The following is a 15665-nucleotide window of genomic DNA, read 5'->3' as shown; positions in this document are numbered from 1 at the left end:
ACCAACAGAACCCGCGCGGCCAAGCCTTTTGCGGGCAGTTGACGTGGGGCAACTAAGCATCGTTCCGCGCGCCAGTCACATCCATCACCACTATTCGCGTCGATGCTCGCAGATGTGCAGGAAGATCGTCTTGAAGCATCGCTTGCATCTCTTTAGCGGTGGCTGGTCGAACTCCTCTATTGGGCGGCAGAGGTTGAGTGGCTTTTCGCTTCTCGCCATACCAAAGGACCAGATATATGCCGAAGTCACTGGCCTCCGGATCTATGGAATACAGTCGATGAAGTTGCCCAGCTGCCGCCGTCCACACATCGCTATGAAAGTCCCGCTTGATCTCGATGACGCTCTTGATCTGATTGCCATACACAACGATGTCGACGCGCTTATCTGCGCTCATATGTCCCTCAGGCTCGGCGCGAACGCCGTGCGAGACTAGCAATGGCTTCAGCATAACGAGTAGACAGTTCCGGGCAACCTCCTCCACTTTCGGGTCCACAATCTCACCATAGGACCCGGTATTCCAAAACTGCTTGAACGGATCATCGTTTCGAGTAGAAATTGACTTGGCGATCTGCTCCAAGTGGCAGCACACAAGTTCATGAAGATCCTGCGCACTACTGGGGACCCCGTTCTCCAAAACTCTCATCCCCTTTTCCCAAGTCGGTATTTCGTATTGCGTATCCGCAAAAACCGTCTTGTGGTTTGCAAGCTGGTGCAAAATGTATTTTCTATAGCTCATCAAACCCGACAGATCCGCCAGCCGCGTCAGAGCATTTCCTGCCGCCCGGCCCGGATCGCTGCCAAGCTGCGCAAGCATCGTGTTGACCATAGAAGCGGCGTCCCAAGGATTTCGTGTTCCCACCGATGATCCAGTTGGATGCGACATATAGGGATAGCGCGATGCCACCCAGGTCACGATGAACTCAATTTGAGTGAGGCTATACGTCCACGTCTTCTGAGATCCCCATGATGCTTCACCGCCGTCTTCAAGGAGAGCCCACATCGCTGACTCTTCTCGATCACCACTCAGTCCTTGCAGCACATCAAAGTAGGCTTCTGGACTGAGCGAGAAGCCACACCAAAGCCACGCAGCCAAACCGCCGCTCAAGCCGCCCCTCAGATGCTTGGTGTCGTTGTCCTGCTCAGTCAAAAGCTGATCCACCCGGGTTCTTGCTAAGGCCGGGAGGTCGCTCCAGCAGCCATCGGCCTTGCACAAGCGAAGCATCCGAAGCAGGTCATACTCAGCTATTCTTGGGTGCGCCTGGAGCACTCGGACAATGGCCTCACCCCGATTTTGACCCGCAAGCTCAACGTTTTCCAGAGCGCTGAGCGCTCGAAGCTCGTGACAACCAAGCGCGAGCTCAGCAGCAAGAACAGTCTCATATGCCTGGATGGCGAGCTCGGGCTTGGCTTCTAAGAGCGGGCCAAACCAGACGTGCTCCAACACGCGGGGATGCGAATCTACTTCGACATACACCGGACAAAGCAAAGCAACCGCCAACCCCGCAGACCAAACGGCCTCCGGAAGATCAGCGATCCGAGCGCTCCTGCGCCAATGATCATCAAGTCCTGCCAACAGCGCTGTCCAGCGAAATTCCGCTTGACGTCGTCGCTTTGAAAGCAGCGCGCCAATGCTTGGCAGCTCGCCGCTGGAGAGCAATACCGCGAAGCCACGCAAGGTTGTCAGAGCATCGTCCGCACCCAAAACTTGTTTCAGCCGGGCGAGCGGCGTGAGCGATGCGGCGAATCGAATGGGCAGCCATTGGCCGAAATAGACTCTTGCCAAGCTATCCAGGAAAGCGGACGCCTTGCCCGCGACGACTTCCTCACGCTTAGCTGAGAACTCAGCACCGAGCGCGCGCAACCACCGCTCAGCCTCGGCTTCGCTGTCTTGCCTGTGCAGTTCTTCAATGTCCAGGACGGGCGCCACTTCCAGGTAGGCAGCTGAGTGGAACGACCTGATTTCGCTTAGCCCTACGTCATTATCTGCCAGCGCGTAGAGACGCCAAAAAACAGGATAAGGTGACACATCATTCCGTATGGCCTGCCGAAGGCACGCTGCGTAGATCTGGCCACGACGCGGATCGCAAGTTTCCCGCAGAGCAGACTCCATCTCGTCAAGCACCACTTGCGGATCCAAGACGGAACCGAACAGGCGCATAAAACGATCCCACGGCAGATTGACGCCAACACCGAAATCGATGTGCCGCAACACGCTCCGAAGCAGCTTTAAATCTTGGCCCTCACCTCCTGAAAGTGCAAGAAGCAGCGACTTGCCCGGATTTTCACCGCTCAGATGATGGCAGTAGATCAGATACCAATCGAAAATCAGGCGCCCCGCGCTTTCAACAGCCAGCGCCTTGGCGAAGAGCTCGCCATAGATACGCGCAAACTCCCTCGTATTGCGCCTGACCAGCAGCGGCCCACTTGGCACTGGCAGATCGACTGAGCGAAGGATTTCGGCAGCATTAACTGGCGTCACAACATCGGTCAACCCCCAACTTGCTCCGATGGGGATGCGCTCGTTCATGCGAAGAAAATGTAGAAGGAGGGCAACAATTTCCTCCTTGCCCAACCCGCCGTCGTAGAGAGCCCGCAGCAAAAGAAAGCGAAGCTGCGTGTCATCAGCGCTTGTCCCCAACCGCTCGTAGGCAGCGACGAGCAATTGTCGGTGCGCCAGGCTGCCCTCTAGCAATGCGTGGATCGCTTCCATGCGGAGAACGATCACTTGCGACCCATCTAAGATGAGGCGCTCCAGCGCCCCCTCAATCCCAGGCGTCATCCTCCCCGACTTCTGGACGGCAATCGCCAAGAGCTTGATGGAGACTTCGGCACTTGGACTGCCCAAGAGCTCTTGGTAGCTGACCAGCAGTGCCGGGTCGGCAAGTGCATAAGCGCCGGAAGGGAGGTGCGTCTCTCGAAAGAAGAGAGGGTTGGTCTTGCTCTCCGAAAGCAGCGCCTCTAGCAGGCGCAGCTTCATCGAAGTAGACCATGTAGACAAGTCCCCATACATCAGCAGCCCGACCAGATCCAGATGTAGTAACGATGACGGATCGGGAAGTTGAGACGTAAGCCACGCAACCAGCCCTCTAAGCGCTGTTGGTGGACGCTCCCGAACCCCCATCAAAGCCAATACACGCCCCATCGGCAGTCCTGCACGGACACGATCAGCAATCCAGCGCGCTGCCAAGTATTCGGCAACGGTGCGATGGACATAGTCCACCCTGTCCATCCCGCTCGCGACGAAGACGCGCCTTTTCAGACACGCCAGAAGATGATCCTGGGACGCCAGCGTTACCTCCTTGTAGCTCGGAACATCCTTCCCTACGGACCGCGCTTTCCAAGTGAATCCTAGACAGCTGGAAGTCAGGCGAAGCGCGCAAAGGGCTCCGGCCGCATCGAGCAATTGGCTGCCAGGGATATGAGCGGCGCCTTGATCGCGATCAGCATGTTGGTCGTTGACCTCGTCCAGCAAACCTAACGCTGCGCGTTGAAACAGCTCCGTGCGACTTGCAGGCCAATCCCCTCTACCTGAGACGGCCGCGAGCATGAGGAGCGTCTGGGCATTGCCAAGTAGCTCACCAAGTTCTCGGCGCTCAGCTTGCTCAAGAAAGTCCTCAGCATCTTCAAACCCATTGCTTTGGAGAATCTGCGCTTGCTCGGACCTGCTGAGCGCGAGCAATTGCACCACAAGGGTCTTGCCGCCCTTACGAACGTATGGCTTCAACGCTTCGAAGTCAGTGGTATGCAACCAATCCGCCGCGCGGCAGGACAAACGCATTCCACAGGGCGATATCTCTGCCAGTTTGTGCGTAAGTTCGTCAACGGGTGATCGGCCTCCACGTCCACCCTGGGTCTCATCCAGCGCGTCAATCCAAAGCACCTGGTCAGATGGGATGTCATTGAGTGGCGTGTTGAGCAACTCACGGACCGTGAAGAAGGCCCCGTTAGTCGCCTGGGCTTGCGAGCGGAAGAGCTCGCTCTTGCCAGCCCCTGGATCTCCGAGAACGACGATATTCTTGACGTGCCGGAAGGCGCTGAAAGCTGCCGCCCCGCCATCTTCCAACTTCGGCTCTACTTGCTTGACCTGACGATCCACAATACAGCCTTCGAGTTATCGGCCAGCGGCCAGCTCACACAAGCGCCCCCAGACGATAGCAGGCCCCCACCCTTATGCCGCGATTCTACACGGCACATTGGACCACGGACGTAACTTTGCGGGGAAGTGTTTAAGGAAATTACGATACTAAGATGAGTTAGCAACGCGATTGTGAGGGATGCATGATCTCTCCAGAGCCCGGCAACTCCATCGCTCGCCGCAAGCTGCGAGTCAGCCTCGCACACCAGCACGTGCGACTAACAGCCACCCGCCGCGCTCCCATCGCATCAAGGCGGAGGTTAAGAAAACCTCTGCAAGGATGTGAAGATGCATCCGAAGGACGAGGACAAACCATCGTTTCATCTCCGACTGGCCTCAACGACTGAGGCTGTAAGCCAAGTCTTTGCAGAGCGCGAAATTTCGCAAAAAGAAACAGCGCAATGGAAGATCGGGGTTGGTCAAATCGCCGGGCATCTCTCCCAGCTCACCTTTCATAGCGGCAGCGCTATGTGCTCAAGACACGAACGCGATGGGTCCAGCATTCACCTCGGGAAAACGCGTGTCCGATTGAGGCATATCTTTGAAGAGGGAAAGGAACGTCTTCGCTTCTGTTGAAGTCGGCTCAATCCAGCCCTGGATTTCGGCGGTGACTCTGGCCGCTGCATTGCAGATTAAAGGAATTACGTTAAAAACCACACGCTCCTCCGGCAAATTGAATCTGGATGCATATCTACAAAACTCACCTGATCCAAGGTAGGCCTTAATTTGTAACGCCAACGACGGTCTAATCCGAGTTGTGGCTTGGGGCAGCTCCAAGAGATCCCTCAGATCTTGCCATGCCAGATGGAGGTCGAACGTATCTCCTCCTTCCTCGGCAGCGACAAAGTCAAGCAGGACATACATCTCCATCCGACCAATCTTCTGCGCCTCTTGAATATAGTGCGTATAGAGCGTGCGGACCTTTTTCGCGTGATTATGATGGCGAGCATTTCTGAGCACCAAGATGGTTGCCAGTTCGGGGTGGGCATACCAGTCCAGCTCACATCGCGAGTCCTTTTCCGTCGCATCATATAGGCTGTGGAATGAATTCAGCACCCCAGTCCAGGCCATTTCGATGTTCCCGACAGCTTCGGCTCGATCCAGGAGTAGCAAACCATTGTTCGCTCGGAAATCTGCCTCTTGGAGAAGCCGCAACGCGTGTGAAAGATCATCAAAGGTATCTGTGAGTGTGGCCATATATCATGTATCCAGAAAAGAAGGAGTGGCGCGCTCGCACGGTGTCGCCCTGTCGCAATGGCATCGGAAACTTTGATACAAACGGCTTTGCAGCCCTCTTCGAACGGGCGGAGAAATCGCCGCATAGATGCATCACTTTGTTAGACAGAGCGCAAAAACAACCCGTAGTTCAGCGAAGAGAGCCCGGGGGAGTGCTTGCCCATACCGCTAAGCTTTTCCTTGGCAGTGAAGGCGCGGCTGTAAGTGGCGTGATGCTCATCATCGAGCTCGTGCCCGACGATCTGAGCGCGCAGCTCGGATGCTACACCGAGTGTTTGGAGCTCTTGAATGAAGGTCTTTCGCAACGAATGAAAGCCCCGCTTTGCCTTCGGCCAGTCCTTGCCAATTGTAGCCAAGTGTCGGCTAAACGCCTTCGTGATCCAATTGCCTTGACCATTGAGCGCGTCGCCCTTCGCCTGGGGAAACAGACGCTTGTGCCCTGACGCTTTGCGCGTTGCAACCCAATCCATGAAGCCCAACGCCAAGAGATCCGGATGCAAGGGAACGGTGCGAAGGCTGACCTCCGTTTTTACCTTCTGGTTCTCGCCTTCATCGGAGATTCGGATGCAAGGCAGCTTGCCTTCCAAGATGATGTCGTCGATCAAGAGCTGACCCACTTCCGAGGCTCGGGCGCCTGTGTAGAGTCCAAGGAGCGACGCCCATCGGGCGTTCTCTGAGAGCTTATCGAAGTTGCTCGGCAAGAAGATCGTTTGGATCTGATCACGGTCGTAAGCCTTGAAGCCGAGCTTGCGCCTGGCACGCTTCTCCCGCAGCGAATAGCTCACATGCCCGGTTGCGGGATTGTCGCCCTGGGGGAAGTAACCGGACGCAATGGCCCAGTCGAAGAAGCCGCCTTTACCGCCAACGTAGCTTTGTTTTTTCGTCAGTGTTGGCGTCGAGGCGCCGTTATCACGAAGATGTTGATACCAGCGCGCCAAGTCGGGCCTCGTGACCGTGTGAAGCTTGGACTTCGGTCCTAGGAACGCAACGAGCGACTCTACTGCGGCTGTCTTGATCGTGTAAGTCTTGGGCAATGTGCGCGGCTTGATGCTCGCCAGCCACGCATCGCGCGCCTTTTCCAATGAGATCGTCTCCGTCACTTGCGCACGAGTTTCGCGAACCGGCCTAGGCTCGGGGTCGAGCATGCCGATGGATGCCACTTCTGCGGGCGTTGCGAAGCTCTGCGCTTGGCGGAACAGACGGACATCGTCTTCGCTGTCGATCTGCCAGCGTTCCGTGACGGTGCCGTCCGCAGCCTGCGTCCGATGAAGCGTCAGATCGCGCCGATCTCCCCCGCCACTCAATCGCTCGACGAGCGCTTCCAGATCCTTTTTGCTAAACCGATCCACCCGTCGATCCCTCAACACGTCATACGCGTGAGCATAGCCTGATGCCAAGACGATCGCGCGCAGTCTGGCGGAGGCCAAGTTCGCGGTCCGGAGCGTTTGCTTGATGAGCTTGCGGCCGATGACGGCCTGCAAGTCGTTCGGCACGCGCTGACGAAACGCGTAAGTGCCGGAGGGGGTACGGATGAGGTGATGGGGAATGCGCATTTCGGGAGATGTGTCCCGATTTGCGTCCCGCTGGCAGACTTAAATATCCAAAATAAGTTCAATTAAATCAATAACTTATATAGATATTGGCGGAGAGAGTGGGATTCGAACCCACGGAAGGAATGACCCTTCGCCGGTTTTCAAGACCGGTGCCTTAAACCGCTCGGCCATCTCTCCGGATGTCCTGCGCCGGCCGAGGCCGGGCGCGTATTCTCGCATGGTCGGCCGGGTTTACCCAAGGCCGACCCCGACAGCGTCAGCCGGCGTCTACCGCCAGGGCGCCCAGGGCGCTGGCGCGGATCTTTTCCTTGGCCCGCTCGCAGGCGCCGCCGCAGTCCAGGCGCGACGCTTCCAGCTGCGGCGGCAGATGCTCGGCCAGGAAGTCGATGAACACCCGCACCGCCGGCAGCAGGCCGCGGCGGGAGGCGAATACGGCGTGGCAGATGCCCTGCGGCAGCGACCATTCCGGCAGCACCACTTCCAGCTCGCCGCTGCGCACGGCGTCGGCGCAGACGGTCTCGGGCAGCATGGTGATGCCGAAGCCGTCCTTGACCATGCTCTGCAGCAGCGGGAAGTCGAATCCGGCCACGCGCGGCTGCAGGTCCACGCGGCGTACCGCGCCCTCCGGGCCGTGCAGCTCCCAGCGCTGGCGGGCCTCGTCTTCGCTGATGCTCAGGGTGACGTGGTTGGCCAGTTCATCGGGATCTTTCGGGCGGCCGGCGCGATCCAGATATTTCGGGCTGGCCACCAGCAGTTCCTGCACCTGGCCGAAGCTGCGCATCACCAGGCTCCCGTCATCGTCCAAGCGTGAGCGTACGCGCAGGGCCACGTCATAGCCTTCGTTGATGATGTCCACGCGGCGGTTGCTGATGTTCAGCTGCAGGCGCACTTTCGGGTACTGGGCCAGGAACTTCGGCAGCAGCTTGGGCAGCTGCATCTGCGCCAATGAGACCGGAACGCTGGCGCGCACGAGGCCGCGTGGCTCGGCACTGAGGCGGTCCACCACTTCGCGGGCGGCCTGCGCTTCGGCCAGCATGGTCTGCGCGTGGCGATGCACGCTGGTGCCTACGTCGGTCACCGCGAAGCGACGCGTGGAGCGCTGCAGCAGGCGCACGCCCAGGTCGGTTTCCAGCTGGCTGATGCGGCGGCTCAGACGGGATTTGGGGATCCCCAGGGCGCGTTCGGCCGCGGCGAAACCGCCGTGGTCCACCACCATGGCAAAGTAGTACAGGTCGTTGAGGTCGTGCATACCGAAGTTCCAGATATAGAACAATACGTGGTATTCAACCACCTTTATCCCAGCGACGCAACAACCTAACCTGCTTTCCGTCGGCGGCGCCTTGACCGCCCTTCCCCGGATACAGGTGATTGCCATGAAGCTTCTTCACATTGATGCCAGCGTGCTGGGCGACAACTCGGTTTCCCGCCAGCTGTCCGCAGCCGTGGTCGCACGGTTCAATGAGACCGTTGAGAACCTCGATGTAACCTACCGCGATCTCGATCGTAATCCCATTCCCCATTTGAGTAGTGGTTCGCTGGCCCAGGTGGATGCGGCCGAAGCCACCGATGCCGAAGCGGTGATGCAGCAGTTCCTTGCCGCAGACGTGATTGTCATCGGCGCGCCGATGTACAACTTCAGCATTCCGTCGACCCTGAAGGCCTGGATCGACCGCGTGGCGGTGGCTGGGCGCACCTTCAAGTACACCGAGAATGGCCCGGTCGGCCTGGCCGGTGGCAAGCGCGTGATCATCGCCAGCTCGCGTGGCGGCATCTATACCGATTCGCCGGCTGACTTCCAGGAGCCGTTCCTGCGCCAGGTGTTCGCCTTCATGGGCATCACCAATGTCGAATTCGTGCGTGCCGAAGGCATTGCGTATTCGCCGACCCACCGCGAAGAAGCCATTGCCGCAGCGCTGGCCAGCCTGCCGGCCGCCGAGTTCGAAGAACTGGCCGAAGCCTGAGTGTTCCAGGGCAGGCGTTGAGTCCTCGTCGGACGCCCTGCCCGGGCCGGGTTCCCCCTCCCCCATCCGGCCCACCCTGCGGCCCCGCTTCTGCGGGGCCGTTTCTTTTTTCAGGCAGCCACGCACAAAAAACCCGCCTTTCGGCGGGCTTCTGCTGTTACGCGATCTTTTCCAGGCCGCCCATGTAGGGCTTGAGCGCATCCGGTACGGTGATGCTGCCGTCGGCGTTCTGGTAGTTCTCCATGACCGCGATCATCGCGCGGCCCACGGCCACGCCCGAGCCGTTGAGCGTGTGCACCAGTTCCGGCTTGCCGGTTTCCGGGTTGCGCCAGCGCGCCTGCATGCGGCGCGCCTGGAAGTCGCCGCAGTTGGAGCACGAGGAAATCTCGCGGTAGGTGTCCTGCGAGGGCAGCCACACTTCCAGGTCGTAGGTCTTGATTGCCGAGAAGCCCATGTCGCCGGTGCACAGCAGCACCTTGCGGTACGGCAGGCCCAGCTTTTCCAGCACCACTTCGGCACAGCGGGTCATGCGCTGGTGCTCGGCTTCGCTCTCGGCCGGGGCGCACACGGTGACCAGCTCGACCTTCTCGAACTGGTGCTGGCGGATCATGCCGCGCACGTCGCGGCCGCCGCTGCCGGCTTCGGCGCGGAAGCACAGCGAATGGGCGGTCATGCTCAGCGGCAGGCGCTCGGCATCGACGATTTCGTCGCGCACGATGTTGGTCAGCGACACTTCCGAGGTCGGAATCAGGTAGCGGGTCGACTCGCCCACGGCGGTCTTGAACAGGTCGTCTTCGAACTTGGGCAGCTGGCTGGTGCCACGCAGCGATTCCGGGTTCACCAGCACCGGGACGTTGGTTTCCTCATACCCGTGCTCGCCGGTGTGCAGGTCGAGCATGAACTGGGCCAGGGCGCGGTGCAGGCGCGCGACCGGGCCGCGCAGCACGGTGAAGCGCGAACCGGACAGCTTGGCGCCGGCTTCACCATCCAACCCCTGGTTGCGGGCGCCCAGCTCGACATGGTCGAGCACCGGGAAATCGAAGCTGCGCGGGGTGCCCCAGCGCTTCTGCTCGACATTCTCCGATTCGTCCTTGCCGTACGGGACATCGTCTGCCGGTACGTTGGGAATGCCCATCGCGATGGCTTCAATCTTTTCGCGCAGCTCGTCCAGGGTTACTTCCGAAGCTTTGAGTTCGTCGGCGAAGGCGGCGACTTCGGCCATGATCGCCGAGACGTCCTCGCCCTTGGCCTTGGCCTGGCCGATGGCCTTGGAGCGGCTGTTGCGCAGGCTCTGCAGCTCCTGGGTACGGATCTGGATGCGCTTGCGGTCGGCTTCCAGCGACTCCAGCCCGGAGACGTCCAGCTCGAAACCGCGCGAGGAGCGCAGGCGTTCGGCGAGTTCGGCGGGTTGTTGGCGGAGCAGGGCTGGATCGAGCATGGCGTTTGGGCGGTAAGTACGGGTCTGGAGGGGGATTATCGCCTGTAATCGGCTTTTCTGCCGCCCGGTTCATTCCCGGCGTGGCAGAATCGGGGAGTTCACCATGGTATGGCTCATGTCCGCTTCCCGTTCCTCGTCTGGCAAGAACATCACCTTCCAGCTGCCCCGCCGCAGCCTCATGATCGCCGGGATCGCCTTTGGCGTCGGCGTGCTGCTGTTCCTGGCCGTGTGGCTGGGCAACCGCAACAACGACTTCTACAAGGCCGGCCCCGCGCAGACCCCGCAGGAAGTCGCCCAAGTCGAACCCTTGCCCGAACCCCTGCCCGCCGCGGCCGGGTCCAGCGACATGCCTGACGCCAAGCCCCTGCCGGTGGAAGACGAAAAGCCGCAGCTGGTGGAAACCGCTCCGCCGCCGGCGCCGGCCGCCCCGGCCGCTGCCGCGCCGGAAACCGCCCCCGTGGCGATGGCCGCCGGCGACCGCCCGCAGCCGATTGCCGACCAGTCGCCGCCGCCGACCTACCCGCCTGCCGCCCTGCGCAACGGCGTGGAAGGCAGCGTGGTGGTGCGCGTGGATGTGGACGCGACCGGCTACCCGATGAACGTCACCATCATCCAGCGCAGCGGCTCGCGTGACCTGGATCGTGCTGCCAGCGATGCCGTGCGCCGTTGGCGTTTCCAGCCGGCGCAGAGCAACGGCATCGCGGTGCCCGGCAGCATCGAAGTCCCGTTCGATTTCAAGGCGCAATGAAATTGCGCGGGTAGATGCCCACGGGTAGGTGCCCACTGTTAGTGGGCACACTTCTGAAAACCGCGCGAGCTCCACGTAAAGGTCCGGCTCATGATGCTGAACCTCGACGGGAATGCACTCATCGCGTTGACGCATCGGTGACACACCCGCAACCCGGCTCAGGCAAGACTGGCGTCGTCAACTCGACACCAGGAGTCCGCCATGAGTGTTACCCATGCACACGAGATGCCTACGTCGCCGCAGCAGCAGCGCGACATCATTGACGAGCCGGGCCGCCGCCGCACCTCCCCCCTGCTGTGGATCGCGCTGATCGTCGCGATGTTTGCCGCCGCGCTGGTGTGGCTGCGCTATGCCAATCCCGATGAAGGCGCCAGCGCGCCGGTCGGGGAACGCATGCTGCCTGCTACCGAGACGCCGGTGGCGGTGACGCCGGCCCCGGCCAACCGTGAAGCGACGCCAGCCACCACGCAGCGTCGTGCTGCTCCCGTGGTCCGCGATCGCGATGCGCGCCCGCTGAGCAGCAATGCCAAGCCGGTGTATCCGCGGACCGCGCTGCGTAGTGGCGTGGAAGGCAGCGTGATTGCCAGCCTCAACGTCGACCCTCGCGGCCAGGTGACCGACGCCAATATCGTGCAGCGCAGTGGCGGTCGTGATCGCGACCTGGACCGTGCAGTGCTGAGCACCGTGCGTGACTGGAAGTTCGAACCGGCCATGCACAACGGCCGCGCCGTGGCCAGCGTGGTACGCGTGCCGGTGGATTTCCGCACCGAGCAGCGGTAACCCTCATCTGTAAAACGGCGGGGGAGCAGGAGCCGACCATCGGGTCGGCTCCTTTTTTTTGCCGCCGACGGTGCCTTACCCGAGGTTGAAGCCGGCGGTGCGGGCGATGCCGTCGAAGTTGGGGAACGAGGTGGCGACGTTGGCGATGTCGTTGATGCGCACCTCGCCGCTGCTTAGCTGGCCGGCGATGGCGAAGGCCATCGCGATGCGGTGGTCGCCGTGGCTTTCGATGGTGCCGCTGCCCAGCTCATGCCCGCCGTGGATGGTGGCGCCGTCTTCGGTTTCATCCACCTGTACGCCGAGGCTGCGCAGGCCGGTGGCCATGGCCGCGAGGCGGTCGGATTCCTTGACCCGCAGTTCGGCCGCGCCACGCACGATGGTGTTGCCCTGTGCAGCGGCAGCGGCAACGAACAGGGCCGGGAACTCGTCGATCATGTCCGGCACCAGCGCTTCGGGAATCTCGGCGCCGTGAAGCGGTGCGTGGCGGACCACCAGGTCTGCTACGGCTTCCCCGCCCTGCTCCGCATGGTTTTCTTCGCGGATATCCGCGCCCATCAGTCGCAGCGCGGCGAGCAGGCCGGTGCGGCGCGGGTTGAGGCCGACTTGGCGCAGGGTGAGTGCCGAACCGGGAATGATGCTGGCCGCCACCAGGAAGAACGCAGCCGAGGAGAAGTCAGCCGGCACCGCGATGTCGGTGGCGCGCAGGCGCTGGCCGCCACGCAGGCGGGCCTTGCCGGGCGAAAACTCGATCTCGACACCAAACGCGCGCAGCATGCGCTCGCTGTAGTCACGGGTCGGGTGCGGTTCGGTCACGGCGGTCTCGCCCTGCGCATACAGGCCGGCCAGCAGCACGGCCGATTTGACCTGCGCGCTGGCCACCGGCGAGGCGAAGTCGATGCCGTGCAGCGGCTGGCCGCCATGCACGCGCAGCGGCGGGGTGCCGTCGGCCTCGGTGTCGATCTTCGCGCCCATCTGCGCCAGCGGGCCGGTCACCCGGCGCATGGGACGGCGCGACAGCGATTCATCGCCCACCATCACTGAATCGAACGGCTGCGCGGCGAGCAGGCCGGCCAGCAGGCGCATGCCGGTGCCGGCGTTGCCGCAGTCCAGCGGCGCCTCCGGCGCCTGCAGGCCATCCACGCCCACGCCGTGCACGATGCGCTGCGACGGCGACGGGGTTTCAATGCGCACGCCCATCTGCGAGAAGATCGCGGCGGTGGCGCGGGTGTCCTCGCCTTCCAGGAAACCGTCGATGTGCGAAACGCCATCGGCCAGTGCAGCGAACATCACCGCACGGTGCGAGACCGACTTGTCGCCGGGAATGGTCAGGCTGCCCTGCAGGGGCTGGCCCTTGCGGGCGGTCCAGGAAGCGGAAGCGGTCATCGGGGAATCCTGTAGAAAGCCGCCCGCGAAGGCAGCGATGGTGCGGAATGACGGTAAGCGGCGCCGCGCGCAGTGCGGCGGCGCCGAGGTATCAGGGCACGGCCACCGGGTAGGAGCCCAACACCTTGATCTGCGCCGAGTGCGCCTTCAGTTCGGCCAACGCGGCCTGCATGGCCTCGTCGTCGATGTGGCCGGCCAGGTCGATGAAGAAGCCGTATTCCCACTTGGCGTTGTGCGACGGGCGCGATTCGATGCGGTTCATGCTGATGCCGTGCCGCGCGAACGGGCTGAGCACGTCGAACAGCGCACCGGGCTTGTCGTGGATGAACACCAGCACCGAGGTGCGGTCGTGGCCGGAGGTCGGGAAGAACTGGCGGCCCACCACCAGGAAGCGGGTGGTGTTGTCGGCGTCGTTCTGGATCGGCTTGGTCACGACCTTCTTCAGGCCATACACGTGCCCTGCACTTTCGCCACCAATGGCGGCGGCGTCATCGGCATTGCGGGCGCGGCGAGCGCCTTCGGCATTGCTCGACACAGGGATCTTCTCGGCCTTGGGCAGGTTGGCGCGCAGCCAGGAGGAGGTCTGCATGAACGATTGCGGGTGGCCATACACGCGTTCGACATCTTCCAGGCGGCCGCTGCGGGACATCAGGTACTGCTGCACGCGCAGTTCGACTTCGCCGCAGATCTTCAGGTTGGAGGTGAGGAACATGTCCAGGGTGATCTGGATGGTGCCCTGCCCCGAGTTTTCCACCGGCACCACGCCGAAATCGGCGTTGCCCGCTTCCACTTCCTGGAACACTTCTTCAATGCTGGCCAACGGCAGGCCCAGCGCCGAACGGCCGAAGTGCTTGAGCACGGCCTGCTGGCTGAAGGTGCCTTCCGGGCCGAGGTAACCGATCTTCAGCGGCTCCTGCTGGGCCAGGCAGGCCGACATGATTTCGCGAAACACATGCACCAGCACTTCATCGCTGAGCGGGCCTTCGTTGCGGTCCACCACCATGCGCAGCACCTGGGCTTCGCGTTCGGGGCGGTAATAATCCACGGCAGCGGCAAGCTTGCCCTTCGCCTTGCCGACCTGGTGGGCGAACTGGGCGCGCTCGGCGATCAGCGCCTGGATGCTGCGGTCAATGTGGTCGATCTTGGCGCGCACATCCGACAGCACCGGGGCGGCGACGGCAGGTACGGCGTCGGCCTTGGCTTTGGTGGGCTTGGCGGCGGGTGCCTTGGGCTTGGCGGGTTTGGTGGCCATCAGGGTATCCAGTTACAGATTCGGGAACGTCAGCCGTTGCGTTGCTGGAAATCGCGCATGAAGGCGGCCAGCGCCTGTGCGCCTTCCACCGGCAGTGCGTTGTACAGCGAGGCGCGGATGCCGCCGACGGCCTTGTGGCCCTTCAGCGCCAGCAGCCCGGCGGCCTTGGATTCGCTCACGAAACGGGCCGTGAGGGTTTCGTCAGGCAGGAAGAACGGAATGTTCATGCGTGAACGCGCGGCAGGCACCACCTCATTGCGGTAGAAGCCGCCGGAGGCATCGATGGCGCCGTAGATCAGCGTCGACTTGACCGCGTTGCGGCGCGCGAATTCTTCCACCCCGCCCTCGGCGAGCATCCACTGGAACACCAGCCCGGCCAGGTACCAGTTCCAGGTGGGCGGAGTGTTGAGCATGGAATCGCGGGCGACGTGCGAGCGGTAATCGAAGATGTCCGCGCGCGGCTGGCCACTGCGCTCGAGCAGGTCGCGGCGCACGATCACCACCGACACGCCGACCGGGCCCAGGTTCTTCTGTGCACCGGCGTAGATCAGGCCGTAGCGCGAGACATCCAGCGGTTCGCTGGCGATGGAGGAGCTGAAATCGGCGAACAGCGGCACGCTGCCGACGTCCGGGGTGTCACGGAACTCGACGCCGTGGATGGTTTCGTTGGCGGTGATGTGCACGTAGGCGGCATCGTCGGACAACTGCCACTGGCTGCGCGGCGGGATGTCATGGAAACCACCGGCTTCGCTGCTGGCGGCCACGTTGACCCGCACGTAAGGGCTGACCTGCTTGATCGCGGTCTTGCCCCAATGCCCGGTGAGCACGTAATCCACGGTCTGCCCGGGGGCGGCGAAGTTCAGCGCGAGCAGGGCCTGCTGGGTGGTTGCCCCGCCGGCCAGGAACATCACTGCGTAATCGTCCGGCACGCCGAGCAGGCGGCGCAGATCGGCTTCGGCCTGGGCGGCAACGGCCATGAACTCCGGGCTGCGGTGGCTCATTTCGACAATGGAGGCGCCAGCGCCGTTCCATTCCAACATCTCTTCCTGCGCCTGGCGCAGGACCGATTCCGGCAGGGTTGCAGGGCCGGCACTGAAATTGAACGCGCGCGTCATGTCACACCTATGGGGCAAGACCCCTAGTATGCCGCAGCGCACCAGCCTTTAGGCCTTGCAGGAA

At 62.1% G+C, this 15665-nt stretch carries 11 protein-coding genes and 1 tRNA gene; 3 read left to right on the top strand and 9 right to left on the bottom strand.

All coding sequences use genetic code 11. From position 1 onward, the window contains the following. Nucleotides 1-52: 52 nt before the first annotated feature. The 5 genes from ACQG3P_RS11310 to ACQG3P_RS11290 form a co-directional block, all read right to left on the bottom strand. Nucleotides 53-4096, bottom strand: a complete 4044-nt coding sequence (locus ACQG3P_RS11310; RefSeq protein WP_426805087.1) for an NACHT domain-containing protein — start codon at nucleotides 4094-4096, stop codon at nucleotides 53-55. Between the two features lie 513 nt (nucleotides 4097-4609). Further along, nucleotides 4610-5332 carry a hypothetical protein gene (locus ACQG3P_RS11305; protein WP_426805086.1) on the bottom strand — a complete coding sequence of 241 codons (723 nt, stop codon included), beginning with the start codon at nucleotides 5330-5332 and terminating at the stop codon, nucleotides 4610-4612. A 140-nt stretch (nucleotides 5333-5472) separates the two neighbouring features. Next, nucleotides 5473-6924 carry a DUF6538 domain-containing protein gene (locus tag ACQG3P_RS11300; protein WP_426805085.1) on the bottom strand — a complete coding sequence of 484 codons (1452 nt, stop codon included), beginning with the start codon at nucleotides 6922-6924 and terminating at the stop codon, nucleotides 5473-5475. A gap of 87 nt (nucleotides 6925-7011) precedes the next feature. Then, a tRNA-Ser gene (locus tag ACQG3P_RS11295) sits at nucleotides 7012-7101 on the bottom strand. 79 nt (nucleotides 7102-7180) lie between these two features. Then, nucleotides 7181-8173 (bottom strand): LysR family transcriptional regulator, encoded by a 993-nt coding sequence (locus ACQG3P_RS11290; RefSeq protein WP_068854691.1) that lies wholly within the window; start codon nucleotides 8171-8173, stop codon nucleotides 7181-7183. A gap of 124 nt (nucleotides 8174-8297) precedes the next feature. Here ACQG3P_RS11290 and ACQG3P_RS11285 point away from each other — a divergent pair, with 124 nt between their 5' ends. Further along, entirely contained in the window at nucleotides 8298-8885 is a 588-nt protein-coding gene (locus tag ACQG3P_RS11285) for an FMN-dependent NADH-azoreductase (protein ID WP_184126984.1), read from the top strand. A 157-nt stretch (nucleotides 8886-9042) separates the two neighbouring features. On the opposite strand, the gene serS is transcribed toward ACQG3P_RS11285, so the two are convergent. Beyond that, nucleotides 9043-10323, bottom strand: coding sequence for a serine--tRNA ligase (gene serS / locus ACQG3P_RS11280; RefSeq protein WP_093536014.1), 1281 nt, complete (start codon nucleotides 10321-10323; stop codon nucleotides 9043-9045). A gap of 115 nt (nucleotides 10324-10438) precedes the next feature. Between serS and ACQG3P_RS11275 the strand changes: the two genes are divergently transcribed. Beyond that, nucleotides 10439-11071 carry an energy transducer TonB gene (locus tag ACQG3P_RS11275; RefSeq protein ID WP_217537530.1) on the top strand — a complete coding sequence of 211 codons (633 nt, stop codon included), beginning with the start codon at nucleotides 10439-10441 and terminating at the stop codon, nucleotides 11069-11071. Nucleotides 11072-11272: 201 nt separating this feature from the next. After that, nucleotides 11273-11851 (top strand): energy transducer TonB, encoded by a 579-nt coding sequence (locus ACQG3P_RS11270; RefSeq protein WP_068852777.1) that lies wholly within the window; start codon nucleotides 11273-11275, stop codon nucleotides 11849-11851. A gap of 75 nt (nucleotides 11852-11926) precedes the next feature. Here ACQG3P_RS11270 and aroA read toward each other — a convergent pair whose 3' ends face one another. The 3 genes from aroA to serC form a co-directional block, all read right to left on the bottom strand. Continuing rightward, on the bottom strand, nucleotides 11927-13234 hold the full coding sequence (aroA, locus tag ACQG3P_RS11265) for a 3-phosphoshikimate 1-carboxyvinyltransferase (RefSeq protein ID WP_426805084.1): 1308 nt from the start codon (nucleotides 13232-13234) through the stop codon (nucleotides 11927-11929). 91 nt (nucleotides 13235-13325) lie between these two features. Then, the gene (gene pheA / locus ACQG3P_RS11260) at nucleotides 13326-14486 is read right to left on the bottom strand and encodes a prephenate dehydratase (protein WP_095362709.1); all 1161 of its coding nucleotides are present in this window, start codon (nucleotides 14484-14486) and stop codon (nucleotides 13326-13328) included. Between the two features lie 29 nt (nucleotides 14487-14515). Next, on the bottom strand, nucleotides 14516-15601 hold the full coding sequence (gene serC / locus ACQG3P_RS11255; protein ID WP_426805083.1) for a phosphoserine transaminase: 1086 nt from the start codon (nucleotides 15599-15601) through the stop codon (nucleotides 14516-14518). Between the last annotated feature and the right edge of the window lie 64 nt (nucleotides 15602-15665).

This window comes from Stenotrophomonas sp. SrG (assembly GCF_050031795.1).
Taxonomy (GTDB): domain Bacteria; phylum Pseudomonadota; class Gammaproteobacteria; order Xanthomonadales; family Xanthomonadaceae; genus Stenotrophomonas; species Stenotrophomonas rhizophila_A.
This window is presented reverse-complemented; position numbering and strand designations above follow the sequence as displayed.

What these genes read in the sequence shown, in the direction of transcription:
- ACQG3P_RS11305 (WP_426805086.1), bottom strand. Translation starts at nt 5,332, where the DNA reads ATGGCCACACTCACAGATACCTTTGATGATCTTTCACACGCGTTGCGG.
- ACQG3P_RS11300 (WP_426805085.1), bottom strand. Translation starts at nt 6,924, where the DNA reads ATGCGCATTCCCCATCACCTCATCCGTACCCCCTCCGGCACTTACGCG.
- ACQG3P_RS11290 (WP_068854691.1), bottom strand. Translation starts at nt 8,173, where the DNA reads ATGCACGACCTCAACGACCTGTACTACTTTGCCATGGTGGTGGACCAC.
- ACQG3P_RS11285 (WP_184126984.1), top strand. Translation starts at nt 8,298, where the DNA reads ATGAAGCTTCTTCACATTGATGCCAGCGTGCTGGGCGACAACTCGGTT.
- serS (WP_093536014.1), bottom strand. Translation starts at nt 10,323, where the DNA reads ATGCTCGATCCAGCCCTGCTCCGCCAACAACCCGCCGAACTCGCCGAA.
- ACQG3P_RS11275 (WP_217537530.1), top strand. Translation starts at nt 10,439, where the DNA reads ATGTCCGCTTCCCGTTCCTCGTCTGGCAAGAACATCACCTTCCAGCTG.
- ACQG3P_RS11270 (WP_068852777.1), top strand. Translation starts at nt 11,273, where the DNA reads ATGAGTGTTACCCATGCACACGAGATGCCTACGTCGCCGCAGCAGCAG.
- aroA (WP_426805084.1), bottom strand. Translation starts at nt 13,234, where the DNA reads ATGACCGCTTCCGCTTCCTGGACCGCCCGCAAGGGCCAGCCCCTGCAG.
- pheA (WP_095362709.1), bottom strand. Translation starts at nt 14,486, where the DNA reads ATGGCCACCAAACCCGCCAAGCCCAAGGCACCCGCCGCCAAGCCCACC.
- serC (WP_426805083.1), bottom strand. Translation starts at nt 15,601, where the DNA reads ATGACGCGCGCGTTCAATTTCAGTGCCGGCCCTGCAACCCTGCCGGAA.